Annotated in this window: 28 protein-coding genes and 1 tRNA gene; 14 read left to right on the forward strand and 15 right to left on the reverse strand. The window is 66.5% G+C overall.

The window, feature by feature from the left end; genetic code table 11:
• Nucleotides 1-151: 151 nt before the first annotated feature.
• A complete protein-coding gene (locus CHB73_RS02480; RefSeq protein WP_089271718.1) occupies nucleotides 152-538 on the forward strand; it encodes a hypothetical protein in 387 nt (128 codons plus the stop codon).
• 18 nt (nucleotides 539-556) lie between these two features.
• Nucleotides 557-1,546, forward strand: a complete 990-nt coding sequence (locus CHB73_RS02485; RefSeq protein WP_089271720.1) for a 4Fe-4S binding protein — start codon at nucleotides 557-559, stop codon at nucleotides 1,544-1,546.
• A gap of 103 nt (nucleotides 1,547-1,649) precedes the next feature.
• Here the strand turns inward: CHB73_RS02485 and CHB73_RS02490 are convergent, their stop codons facing one another.
• The 4 genes from CHB73_RS02490 to CHB73_RS02505 form a co-directional block, all read right to left on the reverse strand.
• Complete coding sequence (locus CHB73_RS02490) at nucleotides 1,650-1,922, reverse strand: hypothetical protein (RefSeq protein ID WP_089271722.1); 273 nt, start codon at nucleotides 1,920-1,922, stop codon at nucleotides 1,650-1,652.
• A 12-nt stretch (nucleotides 1,923-1,934) separates the two neighbouring features.
• Nucleotides 1,935-3,167, reverse strand: coding sequence for a class I SAM-dependent rRNA methyltransferase (locus CHB73_RS02495; protein ID WP_327438358.1), 1,233 nt, complete (start codon nucleotides 3,165-3,167; stop codon nucleotides 1,935-1,937).
• Nucleotides 3,164-5,602, reverse strand: a complete 2,439-nt coding sequence (gene hypF / locus CHB73_RS02500) for a carbamoyltransferase HypF (protein WP_089271724.1) — start codon at nucleotides 5,600-5,602, stop codon at nucleotides 3,164-3,166. Before hypF ends, CHB73_RS02495 begins: the two co-directional genes overlap by 4 nt.
• Nucleotides 5,603-5,708: 106 nt before the next feature.
• Nucleotides 5,709-6,653 carry a DUF362 domain-containing protein gene (locus tag CHB73_RS02505; protein WP_089271726.1) on the reverse strand — a complete coding sequence of 315 codons (945 nt, stop codon included), beginning with the start codon at nucleotides 6,651-6,653 and terminating at the stop codon, nucleotides 5,709-5,711.
• A gap of 104 nt (nucleotides 6,654-6,757) precedes the next feature.
• On the opposite strand from CHB73_RS02505, the gene CHB73_RS02510 reads away from it, so the two are divergent.
• Nucleotides 6,758-8,389, forward strand: a complete 1,632-nt coding sequence (locus tag CHB73_RS02510) for an ATP-binding cassette domain-containing protein (protein WP_089271728.1) — start codon at nucleotides 6,758-6,760, stop codon at nucleotides 8,387-8,389.
• Between the two features lie 41 nt (nucleotides 8,390-8,430).
• Here the strand turns inward: CHB73_RS02510 and CHB73_RS02515 are convergent, their stop codons facing one another.
• The 3 genes from CHB73_RS02515 to CHB73_RS02525 all read right to left on the reverse strand — a co-directional run bounded on the left by CHB73_RS02515 (nucleotide 8,431) and on the right by CHB73_RS02525 (nucleotide 11,045).
• Nucleotides 8,431-8,799: a hypothetical protein gene (locus CHB73_RS02515; protein ID WP_089271730.1), complete on the reverse strand. Its 369-nt coding sequence runs from the start codon at nucleotides 8,797-8,799 to the stop codon at nucleotides 8,431-8,433.
• A 2-nt stretch (nucleotides 8,800-8,801) separates the two neighbouring features.
• Nucleotides 8,802-9,407 (reverse strand): hypothetical protein, encoded by a 606-nt coding sequence (locus CHB73_RS02520; RefSeq protein ID WP_089271732.1) that lies wholly within the window; start codon nucleotides 9,405-9,407, stop codon nucleotides 8,802-8,804.
• A 66-nt stretch (nucleotides 9,408-9,473) separates the two neighbouring features.
• Nucleotides 9,474-11,045, reverse strand: coding sequence for a glycosyltransferase family 9 protein (locus CHB73_RS02525; protein ID WP_089271734.1), 1,572 nt, complete (start codon nucleotides 11,043-11,045; stop codon nucleotides 9,474-9,476).
• A 285-nt stretch (nucleotides 11,046-11,330) separates the two neighbouring features.
• Between CHB73_RS02525 and CHB73_RS02530 the strand changes: the two genes are divergently transcribed.
• From CHB73_RS02530 to CHB73_RS02560, 7 genes are all read left to right on the forward strand, one after another.
• Nucleotides 11,331-11,639 carry a DUF485 domain-containing protein gene (locus tag CHB73_RS02530; RefSeq protein WP_089271736.1) on the forward strand — a complete coding sequence of 103 codons (309 nt, stop codon included), beginning with the start codon at nucleotides 11,331-11,333 and terminating at the stop codon, nucleotides 11,637-11,639.
• Nucleotides 11,639-13,186, forward strand: coding sequence for a sodium:solute symporter family transporter (locus tag CHB73_RS02535; RefSeq protein WP_089271738.1), 1,548 nt, complete (start codon nucleotides 11,639-11,641; stop codon nucleotides 13,184-13,186). The genes CHB73_RS02530 and CHB73_RS02535 overlap by 1 nt, the downstream gene beginning before the upstream one ends.
• A gap of 88 nt (nucleotides 13,187-13,274) precedes the next feature.
• Nucleotides 13,275-14,786 (forward strand): putative nucleotidyltransferase substrate binding domain-containing protein, encoded by a 1,512-nt coding sequence (locus CHB73_RS02540; protein WP_089271740.1) that lies wholly within the window; start codon nucleotides 13,275-13,277, stop codon nucleotides 14,784-14,786.
• 62 nt (nucleotides 14,787-14,848) lie between these two features.
• The gene (locus CHB73_RS02545) at nucleotides 14,849-15,481 is read left to right on the forward strand and encodes a hypothetical protein (RefSeq protein WP_143337291.1); all 633 of its coding nucleotides are present in this window, start codon (nucleotides 14,849-14,851) and stop codon (nucleotides 15,479-15,481) included.
• Nucleotides 15,482-15,605: 124 nt separating this feature from the next.
• Entirely contained in the window at nucleotides 15,606-16,547 is a 942-nt protein-coding gene (locus tag CHB73_RS02550; RefSeq protein ID WP_089271744.1) for a GGDEF domain-containing protein, read from the forward strand.
• Between the two features lie 110 nt (nucleotides 16,548-16,657).
• Nucleotides 16,658-18,346 carry a YcaO-like family protein gene (locus CHB73_RS02555; protein WP_089271746.1) on the forward strand — a complete coding sequence of 563 codons (1,689 nt, stop codon included), beginning with the start codon at nucleotides 16,658-16,660 and terminating at the stop codon, nucleotides 18,344-18,346.
• A 51-nt stretch (nucleotides 18,347-18,397) separates the two neighbouring features.
• Nucleotides 18,398-18,484 (forward strand) — tRNA-Leu (locus tag CHB73_RS02560).
• 14 nt (nucleotides 18,485-18,498) lie between these two features.
• On the opposite strand, the gene CHB73_RS02565 is transcribed toward CHB73_RS02560, so the two are convergent.
• The 3 genes from CHB73_RS02565 to CHB73_RS02570 all read right to left on the reverse strand — a co-directional run bounded on the left by CHB73_RS02565 (nucleotide 18,499) and on the right by CHB73_RS02570 (nucleotide 20,253).
• Entirely contained in the window at nucleotides 18,499-19,092 is a 594-nt protein-coding gene (locus CHB73_RS02565) for a type IIL restriction-modification enzyme MmeI (RefSeq protein ID WP_089271748.1), read from the reverse strand.
• Between the two features lie 36 nt (nucleotides 19,093-19,128).
• Nucleotides 19,129-19,299, reverse strand: a complete 171-nt coding sequence (locus CHB73_RS16685) for a hypothetical protein (protein ID WP_179216856.1) — start codon at nucleotides 19,297-19,299, stop codon at nucleotides 19,129-19,131.
• Nucleotides 19,300-19,512: 213 nt separating this feature from the next.
• Entirely contained in the window at nucleotides 19,513-20,253 is a 741-nt protein-coding gene (locus tag CHB73_RS02570; RefSeq protein ID WP_235641477.1) for a Crp/Fnr family transcriptional regulator, read from the reverse strand.
• A 57-nt stretch (nucleotides 20,254-20,310) separates the two neighbouring features.
• Between CHB73_RS02570 and CHB73_RS02575 the strand changes: the two genes are divergently transcribed.
• The 3 genes from CHB73_RS02575 (at nucleotide 20,311) to CHB73_RS02585 (ending at nucleotide 22,177) form a co-directional block, all read left to right on the forward strand.
• Nucleotides 20,311-20,571: a hypothetical protein gene (locus CHB73_RS02575; RefSeq protein WP_089271752.1), complete on the forward strand. Its 261-nt coding sequence runs from the start codon at nucleotides 20,311-20,313 to the stop codon at nucleotides 20,569-20,571.
• Nucleotides 20,572-20,659: 88 nt separating this feature from the next.
• Nucleotides 20,660-21,643, forward strand: coding sequence for an arsenic resistance protein (locus CHB73_RS02580; protein WP_089271754.1), 984 nt, complete (start codon nucleotides 20,660-20,662; stop codon nucleotides 21,641-21,643).
• Between the two features lie 24 nt (nucleotides 21,644-21,667).
• Nucleotides 21,668-22,177: a universal stress protein gene (locus CHB73_RS02585; RefSeq protein WP_089271756.1), complete on the forward strand. Its 510-nt coding sequence runs from the start codon at nucleotides 21,668-21,670 to the stop codon at nucleotides 22,175-22,177.
• A 212-nt stretch (nucleotides 22,178-22,389) separates the two neighbouring features.
• Here CHB73_RS02585 and CHB73_RS02590 read toward each other — a convergent pair whose 3' ends face one another.
• Nucleotides 22,390-23,475: an AbrB family transcriptional regulator gene (locus CHB73_RS02590; RefSeq protein ID WP_089271758.1), complete on the reverse strand. Its 1,086-nt coding sequence runs from the start codon at nucleotides 23,473-23,475 to the stop codon at nucleotides 22,390-22,392.
• Between the two features lie 106 nt (nucleotides 23,476-23,581).
• Nucleotides 23,582-24,022 (reverse strand): winged helix-turn-helix transcriptional regulator, encoded by a 441-nt coding sequence (locus CHB73_RS02595; RefSeq protein ID WP_089271760.1) that lies wholly within the window; start codon nucleotides 24,020-24,022, stop codon nucleotides 23,582-23,584.
• A 133-nt stretch (nucleotides 24,023-24,155) separates the two neighbouring features.
• On the opposite strand from CHB73_RS02595, the gene CHB73_RS02600 reads away from it, so the two are divergent.
• A complete protein-coding gene (locus CHB73_RS02600) occupies nucleotides 24,156-24,767 on the forward strand; it encodes a flavodoxin family protein (protein ID WP_089271762.1) in 612 nt (203 codons plus the stop codon).
• Between the two features lie 56 nt (nucleotides 24,768-24,823).
• Here the strand turns inward: CHB73_RS02600 and CHB73_RS02605 are convergent, their stop codons facing one another.
• The 3 genes from CHB73_RS02605 to uxx1 all read right to left on the reverse strand — a co-directional run bounded on the left by CHB73_RS02605 (nucleotide 24,824) and on the right by uxx1 (nucleotide 26,247).
• Nucleotides 24,824-25,240 carry a bacteriohemerythrin gene (locus tag CHB73_RS02605; RefSeq protein WP_089271764.1) on the reverse strand — a complete coding sequence of 139 codons (417 nt, stop codon included), beginning with the start codon at nucleotides 25,238-25,240 and terminating at the stop codon, nucleotides 24,824-24,826.
• 35 nt (nucleotides 25,241-25,275) lie between these two features.
• Complete coding sequence (locus CHB73_RS02610) at nucleotides 25,276-25,914, reverse strand: OmpA family protein (RefSeq protein WP_327438359.1); 639 nt, start codon at nucleotides 25,912-25,914, stop codon at nucleotides 25,276-25,278.
• Between the two features lie 132 nt (nucleotides 25,915-26,046).
• Nucleotides 26,047-26,247, reverse strand: a complete 201-nt coding sequence (gene uxx1 / locus CHB73_RS02615; RefSeq protein ID WP_235641499.1) for a UXX-star selenoprotein family 1 — start codon at nucleotides 26,245-26,247, stop codon at nucleotides 26,047-26,049.
• Between the last annotated feature and the right edge of the window lie 30 nt (nucleotides 26,248-26,277).

The following is a 26,277-nucleotide window of genomic DNA, read 5'->3' on the forward strand; positions in this document are numbered from 1 at the left end:
TTCCTTACGCTGTGCGGGGCCAAGGGGTACCGGGAAAGACGCGTTCTGTCCAGAGCGGCCCGGAATCCTGCCGCGCCGGGCCTTGCCAGCGTGCCCCGGCGCGACTATGCTTGCGAACATGGGGTGGGCAACGCCCGCAAGGAGGATATCCATGAGTCGCGCCGCATCAGCCAGTCCGACCGCCGCGCTGGCGGACTACCTTGACGAGAAGGCCCGCGCGGTTCGGGCCCTGGAGGCCGAGGCCGACACGGCCATCCACGGCCAGAACGACCAGGCCGGATACGAGGCGCTTATGCGCCGCAAGGCCCAGCTTTTGGCCGACCTGGCGGCGGACGCCGCGCCCCTGGTCTCGGCCCTGGGCACGGGGATGCTGTCGGCCGCCTCCGAGCGGCTGGCCGGATTCTCGCGCAACGCCCAGAACGCCCTGCGCATCGGCAGCGTGTTCTACATGTCCGCCCTGCTCTACCCGGACGACTACAAGCCCGGCGAGCCCAACAACCTGGAACTGCTCGCGGCGGAGGTCCGCGGCTGGGCCTAGGCCCCGGCGCGTCCCCCCATGCGCATCCGCCTCAGCCCGCCGACCCTGCGCCTGCTGGCCCAGGGAGGCTTCGCCGCGTTCCTCGCCTGGACCTGCCTGCGGTTTCTGGACCATGTGCGCTGGGCCATGGGCCAAAGCGACATGTGGGTTCCCAAACCGCCCGCGGTGGAAGGCTTTCTGCCCATCAGCGCGCTGATGGCGGCCAAGCGCCTGGCCCTCACCGGGGAATTCGACCCCATCCACCCGGCCGGGCTGACCATTTTTTTGGCCATCATCGCCATGAGCCTGCTCTTCCGCAAGGCCTTCTGCGGGCAGCTCTGCCCGGTGGGCCTCGCCTCCAACCTGCTGGAGCGCCTGGGCGGCACGCTCGGCGTCGTCTGGCGGCCCGGCCCGATCGCACGCAGAATCATCGCCGCGCCCAAATACTTGCTGCTGGCGGGGTTCCTCTACGTCGCCCTGGGCATGGGCGTGGAGGACATCGAAGGCTTCCTGCGCACGCCCTACAACATGGTTGCCGACACCAAGATGCTGCTTTTCTTCCAGAATCCGAACGCGCTGACGCTGGGCGTGCTGGGCGTGCTTGCGGCGGCGTCCGTGGTGATTCCGGCCTTCTGGTGCCGGGCGCTGTGCCCCTATGGCGCGCTTTTGGGCCTGTTCTCCTGGCTTTCGCCCACGGCGGTGACGCGCGACGCCGGGGCGTGCGTAGCCTGCGGGCGCTGCGCCAAAGCCTGCCCGGCCGGATTGCCGGTGGACGGCTCCTTGCGCGTTTCCTCGCCGGAGTGCCAGGGCTGCGCGGAGTGCCTGAACGCCTGCCCGGTTGCGGGCTGCCTGACCCTGCGCCTTGCCGGACGCGCGATTCCCTGGTGGACGCTGGCGGCCGGAAGTCTGGCCGTCATTGTCGGGGCATCCGTGCTGGCCGATGCTCTGGGCCTTTGGCAGTCCCCCATCCCCGCACCCATGGTGCGGCGTATGCACATGCTGATGCTGGGCAGACTTCCGGGGTTCTAAGCCGAGCAGCCATTCCGCGCATCCGGGCCACGCGAAACCGCAAAGCGCCGCCGGGGAAAGCCTCCAGGCGGCGCTTCGCTCCTGCGCAGAGGTTGGCTCAAGACTAATAGTCGAGCAGGTCCAGGCGCGCGCGCTTCAGGTGGTCGTCGGCCTTGCGGGTGAAGCGGGCGGTGCCGTGGCCGAAGCTCGGCAGGAACTGGAAGCTCCAATCGCCGCCGGTGCCGAAGCCGTTGATGATCTCAGTCTCTATGCCGGCGCGGACGAGCACGTCCGCCTGCTCGCCGGGCACGGTCTTCAAGGCGTCGATGATGGCGGGCACCAGCCCACACACCACGTGACGCAAATCAATGGTCTGGATGCCGTTCGCATCGTCCATGCAGCAGTGCTCCTACAGCCCCCTGCCCGGGCGGATGACCCGACACAGGAAGCCCTTGAGGTATTCAGTCTCCGGCATTGCCGGATGGATGGGGTGGTCCGCGTCCTGGTGGCACTGGCGCACAAGGGCCAGGCGCACCCCGGCGTCGCGCGCGGCCCCGGCAAGGACCTTGCGCAGGTCGTCGCGCCCCACGTGCTGCGAACAGGAGCAGGCGAGCAGAAACCCGCCGTCCTCCACCAGTTCAAGCGCCAGTCGATTGGCCGTGCGATAGGCGGCCAGTCCCTTGTCCAGATCCTTCCGGCGCTTGACAAAGGCCGGAGGGTCCACGCTCACCAGCCCGAAACGGCGTCCTGCGGCGCGCAGTTCCTTCAAGCCCGCAAAGGCGTCGGCCGCCAAGGTCTCCACATGGTCGGCCACACCGGAAAGGGCGGCGCTCCTCGCCGCGTGCTCCAGCGCCTGGCCCGAGGCGTCCAGGCACAGGGCGCTCTCGGCCCCGGCGCGCGCGCAGGCCACGCCCAGGCCTCCGGCGTAGGAGAACACGTCGAGCACGGCGCGCCCGCGCGAAAGCCCCGCCGCCATGGCCCTGGCTGCACGCATGTCGTAGAACCAGCCGGTCTTCTGCCCACCCGCCAGGGGGAACACAAAGCGGCAGCCGTTCTCCTCGATTTCCGCCTCGTCGGGCACTGTCCCGGCGGCCACCTCCACCGTGCGCGCCAACCCCTCCAGCTCGCGGCCGGGCAGGTCGTTCTTGAACAGGATGCCCGTCGGCTCCACAAGCTCCGTCAACGCATCCACGATCTCGCCGCGCAGGCGCTCCATGCCCGCCGTGCCGATCTGCACGGCCAGCACCGGGCCGAAACGGTCCACCACAAGGCCGGGCAGCATGTCGGCCTCGCCGAAGGCCAGGCGGTAGAAGGGGGCGTCGAAAAGCGCCTCGCGCAGGGCCAGGGCCTGGCCCAACCGCGCCCGCACAAGTTCGCCGTCCAGGGGGCGCGTGGCGTCCTGGCAGTACACGCGCCCGGCGATGAGCGCGGCCGGATTCACATAGGCGCAGCCAAGGGGGCGGCCCTGGGGCGACTCAACGCGGGCGCACTCTCCCGGTGCAAAGCCGGTGAGCGGCGTCTTCGCGACGTCGATCTCGTTGCTGAAGATCCACAGGTGCCCGGCGGCCAGGCGGCGGTCCTCGCCCTTGCGCAGGGCCAGGGTGCGCATGGCCACGGCATTCGAGGCGGGCGCGGCGCTCACAGGGGACAGCTCCCGCGCAGGGTCAACAAACGCTGGCCGTAGGCGGCCTGGCCAAGGGAGATGCAGCCGTCGTTGGGGGGGAGCTGCTTGTGCGTCAAGGGCAGAAGTCCTCTCTCGGCAAGGGCGGCGGGCAGTTCCTGGGCAAAGGTGAGGTTCTGCATCACCCCGCCGGAGAGCGCCACATGCGCCACGCCGTGTTTTTTGGAAAAACGCAGGGCCATGTCGGCCAGACCGGTGATGAGGCTGGCGTGAAAACGCCGGGCGATGACCGCGGCGGGCGTTCCAGCCGCCATGTCGTCCAGCAGCGCCCGGAACAGGGAATAGGTGTCCAACTGGCGCGGGACCAGATTGGTCTCCAGCCGCGCAGTGGCGTCGGTCTTGATGAGGCCGCAAGGGTACATGGCCGCCTCGGCCAGGGGGATGGACAGGTCCTGGGCGCGCTCCAGTAGAATGGCGGCCTGGCCCTCGTAGGTCATGCGCAGGCACAGGCCCAGCATGGCCGAGACCGCGTCGAATAGCCGCCCGCAACTGGAGGTAAGCGGACAGTTGAGGTTCTTGCGCAAAATCTGCGGCAAGAAGGCGCTGGCCTGCTCGAACTCCGGAAGCCAAGGCCAGGGAGGGCTGCCGTTCTGGCCGCTGCGCTCGATGTCCAGCTCCCAGAGCATGGACTGGGCCAGCCGCCAGGGCTCGCGCACGGCGGCCTCGCCTCCGGGCAAATTGAACTCCGCGAAATGCGCCAGGCGCTCGTGGCGCAGGGTGTCCGTGTCCACCAGCAGGCACTCCCCGCCCCAAATGGACCAGTTGGCGCCCAGGCCCATGCCCACGCTGGGCTGGGTGGTGCCGAAGCCGGTGCCGTCCAGCGCCAGGCACAGGGCCGGTCCTTGATGCCGGTTCTCGGCCAGCACGGCGTGGGCATGGGCGAAGTGGTGCTGCAGGGCGCAAATGGCCACGTTCGAGGTGCGGGCCATCTCCTGCGCCACGCTGGTGGTCAGGTAGTTGGGGTGCAGGTCGCGCACCACCAGCTCCGGCTGCACCTCAAGGATGTCTTGAAAATGCTCGGCGATCTCATGGTGGAAGCCCAGGGTCTCGATGTTCTCCATGTCGCCCAGGTGCTGACTCACAAAGGCCTGGTCGCCCTTGGTGAGGGTGAGGGTGCATTTGAGCTCCGGCCCGAGGCCCATGACGCAGGGGCCGCTCGCGGCCAGAAACACGGGCTGCGGCACAAAGCCCCGCGCCCGGCGGAGAAACTGGGTTTCGCCCGTCTGCGGCAGCACTCGCAGCACGGAGTCGTCCACGCGGATGAGGATGTCGCGGTTGTGGAACAAAAAGATGTCCGCAGCCTCGTTGAGGCGCGAAAGGGCCTCGCGGTTGCCCAGGCAGATGGGTTCGTCGCTCAGGTTGCCGGAAGTCATGACCAGGGCGGCGGGCATGTTCTGGCGCTCCTGGGCGAGCAGGCGCCCGAAACGTTGAAACAGCACATGGTGCAGAGGCGTGTAGGGCAGCATCAGCCCCACGTGGTCCACGTCCGGAGCCACGGATTCGGCCAGAGGCGCGCCGCGCACCTTGCCGCACAGCACTATGGGCCGAACCATGCCGGAGAGCCACGGCTCCTCCTCCTTGGTGACGCGGGCCAGGGCGCGGGCGGTGTCCAGGTTGGGCACCATGACGGCCAGCGGCTTGTGCGGACGGCGCTTGCGGCGGCGCAATTCGCGCACGGCCTCCTGATTGGTGGCGTCGCACACCAGATGGAAGCCGCCCAGGCCCTTCACCGCGGCAATGCCCCCCTGCATGAGGATGGCGGCCAGTTTGCGCATGGCCTCGTCGCGCCGGGCCACCACCGTGCCGGAACGGTCCGAGAGCCAGACCTTGGGCCCGCACACGGGGCAGGCGTTTGGCTGGGCGTGGAAACGCCGGTCGCGCGGGTTCTCATACTCGCGCTGGCAGTCCGGGCAGAGCGGAAAGCAGCCCATGGAGGTGTTGGGGCGGTCGTAGGGCAGTCCACGGGTGATGGTGTAGCGTGGCCCGCAGTTGGTGCAGTTGGTGAAGGGGTACAAAAAGCGGCGGTTGGTCTTGTCGAAGAGCTCGGCCAGGCACTCCGGGCAGGTGGCCACGTCCGGGCTGATGAGCACCTGATGCCCGGCGCCGCCGGAACTCTTGCGGATGCTGAAGCATTCTTCGCCCGAAATGGCTGCGATGTCCTGCACGCCCACGCGCAGGATGCGCGCCAGGGGCGGCTGCTCGGCCTCCAGGCGCTTGGCGAACTGGTCCAGGGCCCTGGGCTGGCCCTGCACCTCTATGACCACGCCTTCAGGCGCGTTGTGCACGGCGCCGCAAAGCCCCAGTTCATCCGCCAGGCGAAAGACAAAAGGCCGGAACCCCACGCCCTGAACCTGGCCATTGACGGTAAGACGGCGGCGGATATCGGCGCTTGCCATGGTCGCTCCTTGCCCTCCAGACGTTTTGTGGTGATAGCCAAGGCGGCCCGCCGATGCAAGGGCCGAGGCGGTCAAACACGCCTTTCGGCGAAAACAGAACTCCCGCCTAGGCCAGCCGGTGCAGCAGGCTCTTCATGCGCCCCCGCACGAAACGCAGGGGCTCGAAGCGCATGGGATCCAACTGGCTGGCGGTGACGAAGCCCGCAGCGTCGAAATGTTCTGGCCGCGCCAAGGGAAACGCGGCGTCGCGCGGCACGGCTCCGGGCAAAGCGCGGCGCTGCGCCTCGGCCCACAGGGGCACGTCCCCCGGAACGAGGCCCAGCAGGGAGAACAGAGCCGCGTCCAGGGCCATGGGCGCTTGCGAGGCTCCGAGGAGCCCCAGGGGGAACGCCTCGCCGTGCACCGGTCCGCCCCGATGCATGGCCACCACCCCATCGGCCATGCCCACGACCGGCGGCAGGGCCGCGAACACGTCCAGCACCATGGACTCCATGTCCCCAGGCCGCTCGCCCAGGCGCATGTGGGCCAGCGCCTTGCGGCAGCCGCACACGCAGCCGAACAGGTTCTTGACGCTGGCCGTGGCCCGGAACTGCCCGTGCGCCTTCACCTTGGCCAGGCTCACAATGCGGTCGGCCTCAAGGGCCGCGCGCGAGACCCCGATGCTTCCCCCGCGCGTGAGCGCCACCGGCGCGGGTCGGTCCAGGGTCCGCACCCGCAGGCCAAGGGGAAGCAGGGCCTCGGCCAAGCCACAGGCGCGGGCCACGCGCTCCGCGCTGCCAAAGGCCGGGGAATCGGCCACCAGCACCTGCGCGCCGCGATCCAGCAAAACGCCGCACAGGGCCGCCGCAACAGCCGGATGCGTGCAGGACAGGCCCGCGTTGGCCCGGGACACCAGGTTCGGCTTCACCAGCACCATCTGGCCAGGGGAAAAGCGCGCCCCGCAAGCGTCGAGCAGGCGCTCCATGGCCTCGCGCAGGGAGGCGGGCGCATAGTTGTCCTGCCGCAGCAACGCCACAGGGACGGGGAGAAGCTTGGGGGCTTGATCCGGCATGGCCCAAGGGGTAGCCCGAAGCCGCCGCGCTGGCAAGGCCGCCCCTTGCGCCTTGGCCCCGCGCTGGGCATGATGCGCCCCGGCACGGCAAAAGGACGGGAACCATGCACGAATCGGACGACTGCGGCGCGCCCCTGGCGCGCCTGGACGGGGTCGGCGTCACGCGCGGCGGCGCTGACCTGCTCCGCGACATCGGCTTCAGCCTGCGGGCGGGCGAACGCTGGGCGCTTCTGGGCGAAAACGGCGCGGGCAAGACCACCTTTCTGCGCGTGCTGCGCGGCGACCTCCCGCCCACACACGGCACGCGGACATACGATCTGCCCGGCGCAGGCGGAGCGCAAAACTCCCCGCTGGGCCTGCGCCAGCGCCTGGCGCTGGTCTCCGGGGACATGCAGGACCTCTACGCCGTGCACGACTGGGCCGCCACGGGTCTTGAGGTCGTGCAGAGCGGCTTCTTCGACTCCGCCCTGCTCTACTGCGCCCCCACAGCCGACCAGCGCGACGCGGCGCTCGCCGTCATGGAGCGCCTGGAGCTCTTGGAACTTGCGGGGAAGCGCATGTCCCGCCTGTCCTCCGGGCAGGCGCGCGCGGTGCTGTTGGCCCGGGCCCTGGCCTGCCGCCCGAACGTCCTGCTGCTGGACGAATGCCTGGAAGGCCTGGACGCGCCAGCGCGCGCGGCCTTTCTGGCCGCCCTGGATCGCGCCGCCGCCGCCGACCCGCGCCTGGCCATGGTTTTTTCCAGCCACCGCGCCGCCGAGGCGGACGGACTGCCCGCCTGCCTGCGCCTGGCCCTTGTGCTCACCGGCGGTCGCATGGCGGACAGCGGCCCCCTGCCGGAGGTTCTGCAGCGCTTGGGTTGCCAACACCAGCCTGCCCGAACAAACCATATGAGTCAGCCCGTCCAGTGGGACCGTGCCGCTTCGGGCTGCTCTGCAAACCACGCGTTCGCCCCGGAAGGGAACGCACCGCCCTTTCCGGCGCTGTGCCCGCCCCCTCGGGCCGTGTCCGGCCCGTTCCTGGCGCGCATCAACGGGGCGGATGTGGTGGTGGACGGACGGACGCTGCTCTCCAGCATCCACTGGACCATTAGGCCCGGCGAACACTGGGCCGTGCTGGGCGCCAACGGTGCGGGCAAAAGCACCTTGCTGGCGCTCCTGGCCGGGGACATCTGGCCTTCCGCCGTGGACGGCCCGCCGGGACAGGTGGCGTACGGCTTCGGCCAACCCGGCGAGAACCTGGACGAGACGCGCAGGCGCATTGGCCGGGTGGGCGCGGCAATCGACCGCGACTACGGCTGGGACCTGCGCGTGGACGAGGCGGTGTGGTCCGGCGCGTTCGGCAGCATCGGCCTGTACGCCGAGGCCGGGCCGGAACTCCAGGAACGCTCACGCGCGCTGCTGGAATTCTTCGGGCTTGCGGCCCTGGCCGCGCGGCGCATCCGCACCCTTTCGCGCGGGCAACTGCGGCGCGTGATGCTGGCCCGCGCCCTGGCGGGTAATCCGTCGCTGCTGCTTCTGGACGAGCCCATGTCGGGACTGGATGCGCCCGCCCGGCGCGATGTGCGGGAACTGTTCTCGCGACTGGCGCGCGCGGGCGTGCCGTTGGTGATGGTGACGCACCACACGCGCGATCTGCCGGACGAGGTGGGCAAGGTGTTGCGCCTCAAGGGTGGCCGCATCGTGTTCAGCGGGGACCGGCGAGAATACGAAACAACGCGGACGGTCCGCCAAGGCTGACCATCCGCGTTGTGGACACGTTCCAGATTCGCCCGTAGGGGCTAGCTGTTCTGGCTGATGAAGCGGCTCTGGATGCGTGGCGTGGGCCGGGCGGCCCGGCCATATCCGGCATGGCGCTTCTGCTCCTGCCCTGCGCGGCGGAGTTCATCGCCCACCTCGCGCTTGAGCCGACTGGCTTCGTCGATGATCCGGGCCTGCAGTTCCTTGAGCTCGTTGAGCCTCGCCAAAAGGCCATCGAGGTTTTCATCGCGGGATTCCGCTAGCCCCTTGTCCGCAAGGGCCTTGTCGATGACGCCCTCCCGGCCCGAAGCCACGGCCTCGGCCTTGTCCAGATCGCCCGCCACCAGATGCGCCAGTTCCTGGCGGCCCAGCTCTATGGCCTGGTCCAGCAACATGAAGGCGGCATGCATGGCTAGGCCCTTCCGGAAGTGCGGACGTCCTCGCGCAGGAGGGCCACCACCTTCTTCCAGCGGTTCACGGCGGGCATGAACTCGTATTCCAGCAGGTCGGCCAGCAGAATCCAGTCCTCGTTGCCCAGCACATCGGTCATCTCGGTGAACAGGCTGGACAGCTGGTCGCTGGCCTCCAGAAATTCCTTGTGGTCCTTCAGGGCGAACTCGCCGCGCAGCACGCTGACCATGCCGATGAAGTCGCGGGTCACGTCCAGCAGGTCCTGATAGGTCTCCAGGGCCTCGGCGTCGTCGGCCTGGCGGAACAGTTCGGCCACGCGGGTGGCGCCCTCGCCCATGAGGGTGACGACCTTGTACAGCTCGCGGGTGATCTCCACAGCCACCTCGCCCACGCCCAGGGTGCGGATGTCCACGCTCCGCACGTCCTTCAGGTCGATGTCCTCGGCCTGGTGCGGGTAGATCTCGGAAAACGGCTTCTCGTTCACGAAAACATCGGTGACCACCCGGTTCTCCAGGGCGCCTTTCTCCATGACCTTGACAAAGATCTGGTCGAGATTCTGAAGGCCGGTCACATCCAGGTCCTGCTTGCGTCCATCGATGAGAATCATATGCGTCCCCCTCCTTGGGTGGTATGTATACGGCGGATACTGCAGCCCACGGCCGCTGTCGATTCGTTATGCAATACCCGTGCCAGCAATTGAGTCATTGAACCGCCGGAGCAGGTGGGCAAACCGCGACGCGAGGGCCAGAATGCCCGGCAAGTCGAGCCCCGGCCGCTCGGCCTCGAAGGTCCACAAGGCGGCGAGCTGGGCCAGGCGCTCGCAATTTTCCAGGCTTGCGCGCACCCGCTGCCAGGTGCCCAAAAATTTGGTCTTCATGGACGCGATGGGGTCGCGCAGCAGGAGTTCGCCCTGCCGCTCAAGCAGCACAAGCAGGCTCAAGGCCTCGTTCAGCGCGGCGGAAAGCTCCTGGGCCGCCACAGGGGAAAGGGCCGTCTCGCGCCGCGCCTCGGGCAAAGCATCGCCGTCAAGATATGGACGCAGCAGCGCGCGCTGCACGCGAATGAGCCGGGCGCGGTCGCTTGCCTCGTGCCCGGAGATGCTTTCCAGGTCCAGCAGGCCATCCGGTCCCATGACCGTGCGCCAGACGCGTGTTCCCTGCGTGCGCAGGGCTTCAAAAGGCCGCAGCCCGAGCATGGCCTCGGCCAGGGCGAGCACGCCGTCCGGGTCCATGGCGTGACGACAGGCATGGCCGTTCGGGCAATCACGCCCAAAGGAGCAGGGATGGCAATCCACATCCGGCTCCAGGCACAGGCAGCCAGGCAGATAGGGCCCTGTGTCCCAGGGCTGGGCCGTGCACAAAAACGCCGCCAGGCAGGGCACGCCCAGGCCCGCCGCCAAATGCATCGTCCCGGTGTCGTTGGTGATGAGCAGGGAGCATTCGGCCAGCACCGCAGCCAGCTCGCGCAGGCCCGTTGCGCCGACGAGGTCCCCTGCGGGCGCGGCGCACTTGGCCATGAAACGCTCCGCCAGGGGCCGCTCCACGGCCGTTCCCAGCAGCACGGGCGCAAACCCTTGCCGTGCAAGCCCTTGCGCAACATGTACAAAAGACTCCACCGGCCAACGCCTGCGGTCCTCGCTTGCGCCCAGTTGCACGGCCACGAAGCCCCGTTCCGGAGCGCTGGGCAGCCCTGCGAGCAGTCGCTCGCGCGCCTTCTCGCGCTCCACGGCCTCCGGCCCGCGCAGCCCGGAGGAAACCGGGCCGCCGACCGCTTCCGGCCCGGCGATGCGCCGGAACATGTCCACAATATTGAACGGACTGGCCCCCCGCGTGGTGCCCGCCAGTTGCAAAAAGGCCGCCCAAAGGCTGGTATCAGCGTTGAAGCCGTACTCGTCCAGGGCGAAGCCTGCAATGCGCGGCGCGCCGAACCCCCGCGCCAGCAGCCGCGCTGGCTGCGAAGGCGTCAAGTTGATGACGAGATCTGGCACGAAGTCGCGGCGCACCGTGTCCACAAACTCGCGGTGCACGGCAAGCGCCTGCCGCCAGTCTGAATCCAGGCGGGCCAGCAGCCGCGCGCCGCGCAAGGGGTACACCCGCGCCACGTCACGCATCAGCCCGGCGGCCTCTGCAAAATTTTCCAAGCAAACGAGCCCGATGCGGTGCCCGTTGGCCGCAAGCGCGCTCACGGCGGGCTGCGACTGCAACAGGTCGCCCAGGCGGGTCAGGTTCAGCACAAGGACGTTCATGCCTGCTCCGATGGGTGCGTCATGCCTGCTCGGATAGCAAGAATCCTGCCGCTGGCCACGCGCACTGCGGCCATTCCCGCCGCTCGCCTGCGGTGAACGGCGGAAAAACGCGGGCGAGTGTTCAACCGCCACATACGCGTACTCACCGCCGCAAACCCGCCGTTTGGCGAAATGGGCTGGTGTCGGCGACACAACATGGTATCTGTTGGGCTCGGTGGCGGAGCCAAGGCCGCGGATGCGCCGTCGGCAAGGCGACCGCCCAAACGAGCAACAGGAGGGACCAGCATGAAACGCGATGCGCAAGCCATCATCGACTCGCCCGAATTCAAGCACCTTGTGGCCACAAAGGGCACGGTCTCGGCAATCCTGACCATCGTCATGCTGGGAGCCTACTTCGGATTCATCCTGGTCCTGGCCTTCAACAAGGCGCTGCTGTCCACACTTATGGCCGACGGCCTGTCCGTGGGCATTCCCGTGGGCCTCTTCGTCATCCTGCTCGCCTGGGGCCTTACCGGGGTCTACGTGTTCTGGGCCAACGACAAATACGACGGCAGGGTGAACGCGATCCGCCAGGCCCTCAAAAGGAGCGAATAATGGACACCTTCACCACGACGATCGGCGAGCCCAACCTCGTCAGCATCCTGTTCTTTTTCGTGTTCATTTCGGTGACCTTGGGCATTACCTACTACGCGGCCAAGCGCACCAAAACCACGGCCGAGTTCTACACCGCCGGCGGCGGCATTTCCGGGTTCCAGAACGGGCTGGCGCTTGCGGGCGACTACATGAGCGCGGCCTCGTTTCTGGGCATCGCCGGGCTCGTGTCGCTCAAGGGGTACGACGGCCTCATCTATTCCATCGGCTTCTTGGTGGGCTGGCCGCTCATCATGTTCCTCATCGCCGAACCCCTGCGCAACCTCGGCAAGTACACTTTTGCTGACGTGGTGGCCTACCGCCTGAGCCAGAAGCCCATCCGCATCGCGGCCTCGGTGGGCTCGCTGATGACCGTGTGTTTCTACCTCATCGCCCAGATGGTGGGCTCGGGCTCGCTCATCAAGATGATGTTCGGCCTGCCCTACGAAGTGGCCATCGTGTTCGTGGGCGCGGTGATGATCGCCTACGTGCTCTTCGGCGGGATGCTCGCCACCACATGGGTGCAAATCATCAAGGCCGTGCTGCTTCTTGGCGGGGCCACCGTGCTCGTGCTCATGGTGCTGGCCAAGTTCGGCATGAATCCGGTGAACCTCTTCGCCGCGGCCCAGGCCAAGTACGGCGCCCAGGTGCTGGCCCCTGGCGGGCTGGTGTCCAACCCGTGGGACGCCGTGTCCCTCGGCCTGGCCCTCATGTTCGGCACCGCGGGGCTGCCGCACATCCTCATGCGCTTCTACACCGTGCCCGACGCCAAGGCCGCACGCAAAAGCGTGTTCGTGGCCACCGGCTTCATCGCCTTCTTCTACATCCTCACCTTCATCATCGGCTTTGGAGCCATGGTGCTGGTGGGCCAGGACGTGATCTCCGGCGTGGACAAGGGCGGCAACATGGCGGCCCTGCTCTTGGCCGAGGTGAGCGGCGGCACCATGTTCCTCGGCTTCATCGCGGCCGTGGCCTTCGCCACGATCCTGGCCGTGGTGGCGGGCTTGACCCTGGCCGGGGCGACCACCCTTTCCCACGACCTGTACGTGAACGTGTTCCGCAGCGGGCGCGCCAACGAGCAGGAGGAGGTGCGCGTGGCCAAGGCGGCGACCCTGGGCCTTGGCGTTCTCGCGGTGGCCTTGGGCCTGGCCTTCAAGGGCCAGAACGTGGCCTTCATGGTTGGACTCGCCTTCGCCATCGCCGCCAGCGCCAACTTTCCGGCCCTGCTGCTGTCCATCACTTGGCGCAAGTTCAGCACTTTCGGCGCGGTGTGCTCCATCGTCACTGGAACCACGCTCGCCGTGGTGCTCATCATCTTCAGCCCCACCGTGTGGGTGGATATCCTCAAAAACCCGGCGGCCGTGTTCCCACTCAAGAATCCGGCCCTCATCTCCATCACCGGCGCCTTCCTGGCGGGCTGGATCGGCTCGCTCATGAAGGCTGACCCGGCGGCCGAAGCGCGCTATGCGGAACAAAAGGTGCGCAACTACCTCGGCGTGAGCGTGGACTAGCCCCGCGTCGCGCCATTGACCATCCCCCCGCCCCGGCGTCCTCAGTGTGCAGACGCCGGGGCGGGGCTCCGCGCACTAGGGAGCACAAATGAGCCAGGACGCCCAGCATCTGCCCGACCCCTTCCTGCGGCTTACCGCCGCCGATGTTTCCTGCGCCGCCCCGGTGTTCGTCCAGGCCGACGACAGCGTGGCCGACGCAGCCAGAGCCATGGCGCGCGCCGGGGCGACGGCCGCGCTGGTGCGGCCGCACGGGCGCGGGGACGACGACGCCCGTCCGGAACGCCTGGGCATCCTCACCGAGCGCGACGTGCTGGCCCGAGTCGTGGCCGCCGGGCTCGACCCCGCCGCGACCGCCGTGGCCCAGGTCATGACCTCGCGGCTCATCACCGTGCGGCCAACCGACCCGCTCATCGAGGCGTTTTCGCGGATGCTCAAGGGCGGGGTGCGCAGGCTGGTTATCCTGGACGCCGCAGGCGCGGCCGCGGGCATTCTGGGCGAAGGCGACATGCTCGCCGCACGCGGGGAAAGCCCCCTGGCACTGGCTGCGGAAATCAACGCCGCCGAAGATGAAGCGGCTCTGGCGAGGGCCTTTCTCCGGCTCTCGCGCCTGGCGGCCCGCTCCGTGGCCGAAGGCATCGACGCCCAGGCCGTGGGTCGGCTCATCAGCCACATGCACGACCGCATCATGACCCAGGCATGGGACTTGGCCCTGCTGGAAACACTGCCCGCGCACGGCCCGGCCCCGGCACGGCACGCCGTGTGCGTACTGGGCAGCCAGGCCCGGCGCGAGCAGTACCTCGCCACGGACCAGGACCTTGCCCTGGTCTGGGAGCGCCCGGAGGCGGCCCCGGAGCACGCTGGCGCGTGGTTCGGCGATCTTGGCGCCCGGCTTACGCGGATTCTGCTCGCCGTCGGCTTTCCGCCCTGCCCCCGGCGCATCATGCTGGACAATCCAGACTGGCGGCGCAGCGTCGATTCCTGGCTGGATCTCGCGGACGGCATCGCCGCCAAGCCCGAGGGCGAGGGCGTGGTCACGGCTTCGCTGCTGGCCGACCTGCGCCCCCTGGACGCGCCCGCGCTGTCAGATGCGAAGTGCTGCCTCCCGGAGCTGGGAACAGCGCTGCGCCGCGAGTTGGACCGCCGCTTCCGTGACAGCGCCCTGCTCCTCAAATGCATGGCCCGCGAGGCCGTGCGCTTCAGCCCGCCGCTGGGTCTGTTCCGGGGCTTCAGCCCGGACAAGGATGGCCGCCTGGACCTGAAGCGGGGCGGCGTGTTTCCCGTCACCCAGGGGGCCAAGGCCCTTGGCCTGCAGCACGGGCTGGAGCAGACCGGCACCTTGGAGCGCCTGGAGGCCCTCGGACGGGCCGGGACGCTTTCCCGATCCCTGGCGCGCGGGCTATGCGAAGGCTGCGCCCTGCTGCAAACCTTGCGGATGCGCGCGCAGGCCGAATCCCTGGCGCAAGGGGAGACGCCCGGCAATACCATTCGTCCTGATGAACTGGGAAAAATCGAAGCCGAACGCCTGCGGGCGGCCTTCAAGCTGGTGGGAGAGCTGCAAGACCTGCTCTCGGCCTCCTTCGCCCTGCACCTCATGGCCTGAGGCGAACGGGAGAAGCACACACAGGCCTTGCCATTTCCGCCGCCATTGCCTACCTGTCGCCCATGGACCCGCGTGAAGCCCTGCCCATCATGTTCTGCGCCAACCCCAAGGCCAAGCTTATGGCCTATCTGCTCACGCTCGTTCTCGTCACCCTGTTCGCAGGAGGGTTTTCCGGCTTCCTTTTCCTGCTCATCCCCTTCGGCCTTGATGTCTATGGAGCCTTTTTAGTGAAGGACAACCACAAGGCCTTCCGGGAGGATGTGCTGGAGAACCTGGAAACCGAATGCCTGCGTGCCTGCGGCATCGACACCACCCAACCGCATTACGCCTTTTCCGAGGTGGGCGGGGGCATCGGCCACTGGCTGCTCAAAGACTATGCGGATGGCGTGCGCTATACCATGATGGCTCCCAAGGAGGATTTCGTGGTCATCGCCAGCCGCACGGGCCGCATCTTCCCGCTCAAGGGGTACTTTCCCGTGGCCTACGCCACCCAGGACGCCGGGGCCCGCGATGTATTCTATGCCGACATCAGCGCGGTGGAGCTTTCCGGCGCGGTGCTCACCATGACCACGGCCTCGGGTGAGGCGGTCTCCTACACAGGCCAGGGCGACAAGGCCGCCCAGGCCGCGGAGCACATCCGCGAACGCCTGCGCGCGTTCAAGTCCCGTCCTCCTGCGCCGCTGGTCCAAGGCTGACCGCATTCCCCGCCGTGCGCGGGCCATAGACCTTCCGCAACGCCCTGTTCCGCACCTTGCGCTCATGAACTGGAACTGATATACAAAACATGTATCTTCATATCCGACAAAGGGGTGCTCGGCCGTGGACGCGCGCAAGAATCTCCTGCCGCTGCGCCTGAAGGGCCTGGGAGTGGTCGGACTGTTGCGGCTGTACAGCGCGCTTTTGCTGCTGCTGCCGCTGCTGCCGCAGTCGATCTACTGGCTATCCCTGTATCTGGGCGAGCTTCCCGTCAACATGGGCGTGCTGCTGCTGCTCTGCCTGGTTCTGGCCGTCTGCGTCTCGGCCTGGCTTGGGCACGCCATCGCCCGCACCATCCTCGACCCCTTGCGCCTGCTGGTGCAGGGCGCGCAAAAAATACAGGACGGCGAATACGGCCACGTCATCGACCCGGAGGCCACGCGCGACGCCCCCACGGAGTTCAAGCAGCTGGTGCGCGCCTTCAACCGCATGTCCACAACGCTGCTCGAACACATCGAGACCATCCAGACCACCTCGCGCACGGACCAGCTCACCGGCATGTTCAACCGCCGCCACCTCATGGCCGAGGGGTACCGCATCCTCGGCGTGGCCCTGCGGGCGGGCAGCCCCTGCTCCTGCCTCATGCTCGACATCGACCACTTCAAGAACGTCAACGACACCCACGGCCACCCCGTGGGCGACAAGTTCCTCATCCACATCGCCGGACGCATCCAGGCCACCATCCGCGCCTCGGACATGGCCGCGCGCTACGGGGGCGAAGAGTTCGTGGTCATCGCCCCCAACGCCAGCCTGTCCGAAGCCTCGCTCATGGCCGAGCGCCTGCGCGAAGACGTGGCCGCCAATCCTTTGCGCCTGGGCAACTTCGTTCTGGACAACACGGTCAGCATCGGCGTGGCCGAATACGACCCCGAACCGACCTTCGGCTCCAATCTGCTGGAGGATATGATCGAAAAGGCCGACAAGGCCCTGTACCGCGCCAAGCAATGCGGCAGAAACCGCGTGGAGACTTGGCCCTTTCCCGACTCGCCCGACCGCTGCCCCTGATTTCCCCGCCGGTCCGCTTGTGCACGCCCCCGGCTTGGCCTACAGTCCCTCGGGCGGCATATAATCAGTCCAAGAAAGTATGCATTCATCCGCCGCCCTTTGGAGCCCCCATGCGCTATGAACTCCGCCTCATGGACACCGTCTCGGGCGTCGGCTGCTTTGCCGCGCACCCCGGCCCGAACCTCAGCTTCAACGAAATGCTGGACCACCTGCGGGCGCAGCCCCTGGATGACTTCATGCACCAGCACCTGCTCGCCAAGCTGGGCGAGCACCGCACCAAAAAGGTCGAAAAACTCATGGACGAGGCCTGCCGGGACGGCGTGGTTACGGACCCGGTGCTGGCGGCGCTTCTGTACGAGGCCTGCCTGGGGCACGAGCGCTTGGCCCACCTGCTGCCGCGCATGGCGCGGTGCGACGCGGAGGCGCTCTCCGCCCACACTCCGGCCCTGCACCTGCGCTCCCATATTCTGCCCGACCAGCCCCTGCACAACGCGTGGACCATGCTCATGCAGCGCAACATCGTGGGGCACGAGCCCCTGCCCGCGCCGGAGACCCTGGACCTGGCCGAACCCTATGCGCGCGAGTCCCTGCCCGGACCCGCCATCACCGCCGCCGAAATCCGCGCCCGCCTGGCCCCTGGCCTGCCAGAGCCCAAGCCCCGCCGCCCGGCCGCCGAGACCTGCGCCCACGCCCTGGAGCGGCTGACGGCCAAGAACGTCTTCCTGGGGCCGGAGATGGCGCACAAGGCTTGCCTGAGCCCCAAGGCACTGTTGCGGCACTGGATGGTGGACGTGTCGATCAAGAGCGGCCGCATGGCCTACACCCTCTCGGGGCTGCAAACCAGCTACGGCCGGGGGCTTGACCTGGACTCCGCGCGCGCATCCTATGCCATGGAGGTGGCCGAGCGCGTGTCCTCTTACGCCAGCCTGGGCCAACGCGCCATTAGCGGCTTGGCCTTCGAGTGCCCCGTGACGCGCGGCGCCCAGGCGGAACTGGCCGGCCAGAACGCCCTTGACCTTTCGCGCCTGCGGCTGGAGGCCCCCTACCGAGGCCAAACGCTTCATTGGATGCCCGCGCAGGAGCGCACGGCAACCGGAATCGCGCCTGCGCTGATCCCGGTGCAACTGGTATACCTCTTCGCCAACCTGGACGAGCAGAGCCTGGTCAGCGCCCTGGGATCCACTGGGCTGGCTTCGGGCAACACGCTGGAGGAAGCCAAAGTCCACGCCCTGTGCGAAGTCATTGAGCGCGACGCCGAGGCGGTGACGCCCTTCGCCCTGTCGCGCTGCTTCCGCCTGGAGGCCGCTGACGAGCGCGTGGCCAAGCTTTTGGCCGATATCGAGGCCTGCGGCATGAGCGTGTGGTTCATGGACTGCACGCCAGAATTCGGGGTGCCCTGCTACAAGGCCATCCTCACCGGTCGCCACGGCGACGTGAACAAGGGCATGGGCGCCGGACTCTGCGGGCCGCGCGCGCTGGTTTCGGCGCTCACCGAAATTCCCTACCCGTACCCCGGCCCGGCCTCCGCCCCCGCTCCGGAGGGGCTGCCCGTGCGCAGGCTGGAGGATTTGCCCGATTTTTCCACCGGCAGCGCCGAGGGCGATCTGCTGGTGCTGGAGGAAACCCTGCTGGCCAACGGCCTCAAGCCCGTGTACGCGGAGCTCACCCGGCGCGACCTGGGCATTCCGGTTGTGCGGGCCCTGGTGCCTGGGCTGGAGATGCTGGGCGACTTCGACCGCTTCTCGCGCCTGCCGCCCCGGCTGTACGCCAACTATCTGCGTCATTTCGGGCGCTCGTAGGCCCGATTCATTGACTCCCGGCCCTGCGAGCATGTAGGAGAGTGCCCGGTTGCCCGGGTGGCGAAACTGGTAGACGCAAGGGACTTAAAATCCCTCACCCTTCGGGGTATGCGGGTTCGACCCCCGCCCTGGGCACCAAGAAAATCTACAGATTAAAGGACGACGGGAGGACCGCCGTCCTTTTTCATTGCCGTCTTGCTCCAATTTTGCTCCACTCGCTCCAAGAAGTGGAGCAAGGAGGAGCCAACCTTGGCCGGGTCGTGGTCGTCCGCCTCCAGGCTCTTGGCCAGGGCGGCAAGGTAGCCTGCTATCTCTGTGGTGACGCGGGCGGCGCGGCGCGAGGGGTCGAGCGAAAGCGGGTCTGCCCAAAGGGCCTGAAAGAAGGCTTGCACCTCCGGCTTGGCCAGGCCTTCAAGCGTGATCCGGCTGCGCGCCTGATCTGGGAAAGGAATGTACACGCCACCCGTGCAGAAGAATTCGGCGTAGATGTCGAAGCAGCAGCCCACGTCCGCCACGACGATGAAGGGCGGGCGGCCCTCATTCGCGGGCAGAGCGCGCACGTAGCCTTCGGCCTGGCGCTTGGCGCGGGCCATAAGGTCTTCCCAGGCGCGGGAGCCGCGTTTGACCGCGCTGGACTTGGTGAGGCCCTGAAGGGGCAGCGTAAGCGAGGTCTTGAGGGCGACTTCCTGGCCTTGCTTGGACTCCAGCACGAAGCAGCCGCGCTTGTACAGGTCCAGGCGCTTCATTTCCGTCTTGCCGCCGCCGATTGGAACGAAAACCTTTCACTCGAAGCAATAGGCGTTGGTTTCGTTGGCGGCGGTGGCCGGATCAGGCGGAGGGAAGCCGAAAAGCGCGCAGAACTCACCGAAGAAAAGCTGCGAGTTGGCCAGCTCGTTGCCGCCAGACGCGGACCAGCGTTTGATGAAGGCGGCAACGGCGTTGGAATCAGGCATGGCGCGGCAATCCCCTTAGTTGGCGGGACTGTACAGAAAGAGGCACTGGAAGGCTAGAGGGGGAAGCGCTTGGGACACAACGTGGCACACAGCGCGCATCCTGCATCTTCTGCCAAAGTCGTCCCATGGTAGCCGATATCGTATTCAGCCACCTGATTTTACAACTGTTCCTTCTCTTTCTCCAGGTGCTGCGTTTGCGGCCAAGGCTCCTGCTCATTCCTTGGTGACAACTGCGCATGATCCGTCCCGACAATCTTCAAGAAGTCGTCTCTCTATAATACGGATTTCGCCATCGCCCTGTTTGATCAGCCCACTTTTCGTCATCTTCGTCAGCGTCCGCGAAAGGGCTTCCGGGGTGACGCCTATGATCTTGGAAAATTCGCGGTGCGTAATTCCGAGACGGATCGATTCGCCCTGCGCGTGCGTGAGAAGGTAGGCGGCAATGCGGGACGGGATTTGTTTCAGGGATAGCGCGTCGATCATCTCCATGGCTTCCTTGAGTCGTCTCGACACAATCCTCAACAGGGCAAGCAGTATGGCCGGGTCTTTTTGAGACAGCCGTTCGAACGGTTGCGGCGCCAGGACAAGCACCCGGCTTGATTCAAGAGCCGTCAAATTGGCTGGAAGCTGGCCGTCGGAAAATTCCGAGCACAGGCAAAACGGCTCCCCAGGCCCGAAGATGTAGATGGTTTGCTCCTTGCCGTCCTCCGCAACCTTGAAAAGCTTCACCCTTCCCGAAAGAAGGATATGGAATCCGGTTGAGGCTGTTCGTTCGCTGAAATATAGGCCCCCGACCGCAATGGACTCCACGGACGCCTCTTGAGCGATGCGCTCCCGTTGGGCTTCGCTAAGCGATGCGAAAAGCGGAATGGCCTCCAATTCGTCGGCCGATACCGTGGTTCGACCGTGTCCTCCATTTTTTCCCATTATTATCCCTCCGTTGATCGCGATCAATGTCCGCGCGACGCGTATGGGGCATAGTGAGGTCGAACCGTGAGGAGGTCTTCGACCATGACACATATGATCTTATGCCCCTATTGCCATAAAAATCAAGCCGTTGTCCACCAGGGCGGCTATGAGCCAATCTCTGTCGGCTGTGAGTCTTGCGGCAAGCGTTTTGTCCTGGCGCCGGAACGATATGGCGTCGCCGTTTACAGGATCGAGGATGCGCCGCCCTGTTTCACCCCCGATTGCCTTGGTGCCGAACGTGCCGGATCGGAAAACGGCGAGGAGCAACGCGGCGCGCCCGGCAGGGAGGCGCAGCCCGTTTGAATGTTGACGGGCAACGGTTCACAGGCCTCATCGCGCATAACAACGCGCCGATCTTCAACATGATAAGCATATTATGGAGAGATGCCGCATGACGCGCTTACTGCAAAAAATTACCAAAAATCTCATTCTGGCCATCCCGGCCACAATGCTGTTGGGTTTTCTTTTCGGTCTCACCGCCGATGTCCATTGGTTGCGTAATCTGATTATCCCGTTCACGTTTCTCATGGTGTATCCCATGATGGTGACGCTCAAGGTGCAACAGGTTTTCCAGGGAGGCGACACCAAGGCGCAGGTCCTTGCCCAGACCGTGAACTTTGTCGTCATCCCCTTTCTTGCCTGGGCCATCGGCCAGGTGTTTTTCGAGCACAGGCCTTTTATGGCGCTTGGCCTGCTGCTGGCTGGGCTCTTGCCAACCAGCGGCATGACCATTTCATGGACGGGATTTGCCAAGGGAAATGTCGCAGCCGCTGTAAAGATGACGGTTGTCGGCCTTGTCGTGGGCTCGCTGGCGACGCCGATTTATGTCCAAGCGCTGATGGGGACGGCCATTGAGGTTAATGTCGCGGCGGTTTTCAAGCAGATATGCGTCATTGTCTTCCTTCCCATGGCTTTGGGGTATGCGACCCAGCGTATGCTGGTAAAGAGGTATGGCCAGGAAACATTTCAGACACAATTCGGTCCGCGTTTTCCTCCGCTTTCCACGCTTGGCGTCCTTGGCGTCGTATTTGTGGCCTTGGCGCTCAAGGCCAGGACAATTATGAACTCTCCGGAAGTGTTGCTGGCCATTCTCGCGCCATTGGCGCTCCTGTACGCCATCAATTTCACCTTGAGCACAATTGTGGGCAAGAGATTCCTGTCTCGGAACGACGCCATCGCCATGGTTTACGGTTCCGTTATGCGCAACCTCTCCATCGCGTTGGCCATCGCCATGAATGCATTTGGAGAGCAGGGAGCTGACGCTGCGCTCGTTGTGGCTGCGGCCTACATCATCCAGGTGCAGTCTGCGGCTTGGTATGTACGTTTGACCGGTCGCCTGTTCGGCGTGTCCTCCGAAAAGTCTGTGACCGCCTGAAGCATAATCCATATGGAGGGAGCCATGCTGCCGCAATACAGAAAAATATTATACGCGACGGATTTGTCCGCAACGGCTCGTCAGGCGTTGCGCCATGTGGCTGCGTTAGAAGAGCGTTTTGACGCCGTCGTGACCGTGTTGCATGTCCTCCCTGACCCGCTGGAACTATTCAGCGAGCAGGCGGGGATAGACCTTGAGCAGGCCTTTGGCGAGGACGGCGCTCATTGGATCAGCCAAGGAGAGTACGTCAACGTAGACAAGGCCATGCGGCAGCGGCTGGAGGCGATGGCCGCCGAAGATTTTTCATCCGAGCGCTCGGCGCGCCATTTTGCCGAAGCCGAAATCAAGATCATCACCGGGAACCCGGCGGAGCAGATTCTCCAAGAAGCTGAGAAGGGCGGATACGACCTCCTCGTCATGGGAACGCATGGCCATGGCCGACTGCTCGGCCTAGTGCTTGGCAGCGTCGCCCAACAGACGATCAAGAACACGAAGATCCCGGTACTCGTGGTCCCTTTGCCTGAGTTACCGTAGCTGGCGGTTTGAAGGCGACAAGGGCGTATCGTTTGGGTCCGCCCTTGTTGATTTCAGCAGTAATCCACGAACGCCTCGGTAAATCTCGGGAAGGTCGTTTGGATATTTCTGGTGGGATGGTGGAGTTGCCCCCGTTTGGGCCGGACACCCCGCCATGGGCACAAAATTATATCAATATGTAAAAAGGACGACGGGACGACCGCCGTCCTTTTTCATTGCCTTGCCGCCTGGACCATGCCGCGCGCGCTGCGGCCGTTGACGCGGCACACCAAGCGCGCCACAAGCGGTCCGGCAAGCACCACTGCGAACAGTCGCAGGGTTTGCAGGGCCAACACGAACCCAACGTCGCAGCCGCTGCCCACGGCGATGACCGCCACGGAGTCCAGCCCCCCCGGGCTGGTGGCCAGATATGCGCTCAACGCGTCCACCCCGGCCCAGGCGTGGAGCATCCATGCCGCACCGCCGCACAGGGCCATGAGACTGAAGGTGGCCAACAACAGTTGGGGCACGGCGCGCAGGGCGTAGGCCACGGTCTGCCGCGTGAACTTGAGGCCGATGTACCAGCCGAGGCTTGCGTAGGCGCACCACAACAGCCACGGCGGCAGCGTGATGCTTATGATCCCCTGGGAGTTGAGACCCGCCCCGGCCAGCATGGGCACCAAAAGCGCCCCGGCGGGCATGCGCCTGCAACGCGCCGCCAGCACACCCGCCCCCACCAGGGCCAGGGTCTGGGCAAGCGGAAGCAGCGGGGCGTCGAACCCCGGCGACCAGGAACGCGCGGGCGGCGCGGCCGCGTGGCCGAGCAACAGCCAGGACACCGCCGATGCGGTAAGAATGACGATGAACACGCGCAGGTACTGCATGAAGGCCACCATGCGGATGTCCGCGCCAAAAGACTCGGCCATGGCGGTCATGGCGGCCGCGCCGCCGGGCGAGGTTCCCCAGGCCGCGGTGTTCCCCGGCAAGCTGCCGAACCGCATGAGCGCCATGCCCACCGCCGCCCCGAAAACGATCACCAGCGCGATGACGAGCAGCATCAGCGGCCAATCCCGCGCAAGGGCCACCAGGGTGGCGGGGGAAAAGGTCAGCGCCACCAGGCAGCCGATCACGGCCTGGGCGCCGATGAAGGCCTGGCGGGGCACGGAAAGGCTGGCCCCGCGCAAGGCGAAGGCCACGCCCGCCAGCATGGGGCCCAGGAGCATGGCCGCAGGAAACGAGGCCCACTCAAGCGCGGCCGCAAGCAGAACGGAAAGAATGACAAGAGCGGCCCATTGTATGGCCGCGGAGATATCGGACATGCACGCTCCGGGCGGCCGGAACCGCCATGTGGTGTTCCCGGCCAACGGCGCCGGGGCGGGCTGGAATCCTATGCCGCCCCCGTGCGCTTGTACAGGCCCGAGGGCCTCACTCCCCCTGGAACGCCCGACCCTGGTAGCGAGGATGCAGGCTGGCCGGCACCTCGCCCTCGGGTTCTCCAGCGGAGACCACGCTGGCCCCGCCCATGGCCGCTTCATACCCCGCGCCCCAGTCCCGCATGGCCAGCAGGATGGGGAACAGGCCAAGGCCTTGCGGCGTCAGGCTGTACTCCACCCTGGGCGGCACCTGCCGGAACACCTCGCGCAGGACCAGTCCGTCGGCCTCCAGTTCTCGCAATTGTCGGGTCAGCATCCGGTCGGTGACCTCGGGCAGTTGGCGCTTAAGCTCGCTGTAGCGCCGCACCCCCTCCTGGCCCAGATGGTACAGCACGATGGGCTTCCACTTGCCGCCCATGACCGAAAGAGCCAGTTCGAAATAACACCGGTACGTCCGGCCTTGCAGTTGCTTTGTGGCGCACTGGCCCGTCATGTGCCCTCCCCAGGCTTAGCTATACAAACTGATAGTACCTGACAAAAAATACCGTACTTGCACTTTTTGCAGGCGCTGGCTATCCACTAACCGTCCCAAATCTGGGCGTCAACCAAGAACACGGAGGAAGACAATGAAAGCGGTGGCCATCAACGGAAGCCCGCGCAAGGGCGGCAACACGGAGCACCTGCTCAAGGCGGTGCTGGAACCCCTGGCCCTGGCAGGGTGGGAGACGGAGCTGGTGCAACTGGGCGGCAGGACCATCCAGGGCTGCCGGGCCTGCTTCAAGTGCTGGGAAAAGAAGGATAAGCGCTGCGTCTTCGGCAAGGACGTCTTCAACGAGGTCTTCGAGAAAGCGCTTGAGGCCGACGCTATCGTGCTCGGCTCTCCCACCTATTTCGCGGACGTCAGCGCGGAGATGAAGGCGTTCATGGACCGGGCCGGGTTCGTGGCCATGGCCAACGGCTGCCTGCTGGCGGGCAAGATCGGGTCGGCCGTGGTGGCGGTGCGCCGGGGCGGGGCCACACACGTGTTCGACTCCATGAACCATCTGTTTCAGATCTCGCAGATGGTGCTGCCAGGATCGACCTACTGGAACATGGGCTACGGCCTGGAGCCGGGCAAGGTGGCGGCGGACGCCGAGGGCCTGGCCAACATGCGCCATCTGGGCCAAGCCATAGACTGGCTGGGCAGGGCCATCAAGAACGCCCCGCCCTACCCCGTGCGCGCCAGCCGAGAGGGCTGACGCTCCGCCCCCCGGCGCGGCACGTGCCCCGTGCATGGTCGCCGCGCCGGGCGGCTTCACCCGGCATACTGCTCCTGCCCGGTTTGCCGCGCATAGGCCATGATGCGCGCGTCCTCTCCCTCCACATGGCGCGCAAGCCAGTCGGACAAAAAGACCGCGAGCTCACTGTAATCGAGCCGTCCGTCCAGGCAGGCATCGGCCAAGTCGTGCGTGCGCTCCAGGAACTCCCTGTGCCGGGCGGCGTGCCCCACGCGCTCCGGGTAGCCCAGGCGCTCCATGAGCCACTCTTCGTCGAAAAAGTGCGCCTTGGCGTACAGATACATGTCGGTCAGGGCGTGCATGAGCCCCAACTCGGCATCGGGCTGGCCGCATATCCCCTGGACCTTGGCGATAAGGGCTTCCAGGGCCTTGTGCTCCTGGTCGATCACCCCCCGCAGCGTGCCGCATTCGTCCTTCTGTCCATTGCCGTCCATGCCGCCCTCTGGGTGTGTGTGGCTTCGCCTGAGCGCTAGTCCAGACGCGTGATGACCACGCGGCGGTTCTTGGCGCGCCCGGCCTCGGTTCCGTTGTCGGCCAGGGGCTGGGATTCCCCGTAGCCGCGCGCCGCCACGGATTCGGGCTTCAGGCCGTAGCTTTCGATGAGCCGCGTGCGCACGGCCTGGGCGCGCCGCTCGGAAAGCGACTGGTTGGCTTCATCCGACCCAATGGAATCGGTATGCCCGCCGATCTCGAAATGGGCTCCAGGCAAGGCGGCCAGGGCCTTGCCGACGGCGGCCAGCTGCCGCGCGGAAAACTCGTCCGCCAGTTCTGCCGAGCCGGACTTGAAGTACAGATACACCGTGGCCTGCGGCTTGGCCGCCGGGGTGGCCGGGGCGGCGGCATCGCGGGTGGGCGGCTGGGCCTGCTGGCCCGCTTGCCCGGCAGGTTGGCCAAAGGATTGCCCGGCAGGTTGGGCTGCGCTTTCCGGCGTGGTGCTGATGCGCACGCCCCGGAAGCTACGGCTGGCCCCGCCCGGAGGCTGGGGCTTTTTCTCAAGCTGGCGCACAATGTCGTCGCTTGTCACCATGTCTTGCGCCAAAGCCTGCGGCACGGACAGGATGATAAGGGCGATGGCCAAGACGGCTCGACACAGGATGGGAGACAGCATGGAGATCCTCCTTGGGCCGTGGCGCGGGGAGGAACAGGCCCTGTCGCTACGTAGCATCAATACGGAGCGGCTGCCAAGGGGGAAGGAGGACAAGGCGGCGTTCCGGGCGCCCGGCCCGGTCGTTCAGACGTGTCAGGAGCCCCGGCGGAAGCCGATCTCCACGCCGTCCTTGCGCACAATGACCGGCACGCGGCGCACTCCGCCAGAAAGGCGGAGCATCTCCTCCAGGGAGGCGGGATCGGCCAGCACATCCACAAAACGGGCGCGCGGCAAGGCGGCCCTGGCCCGACTGGTGTGCGGGCAGCCCTCCTTGCCGTAGATGCGCGCGCCGATTCCCAGGTCGGCCTCCTGCGATGCAGCGCC

The sequence above is a fragment of the Humidesulfovibrio mexicanus genome, assembly GCF_900188225.1.
Classification (GTDB): Bacteria; Desulfobacterota; Desulfovibrionia; order Desulfovibrionales; family Desulfovibrionaceae; genus Humidesulfovibrio; species Humidesulfovibrio mexicanus.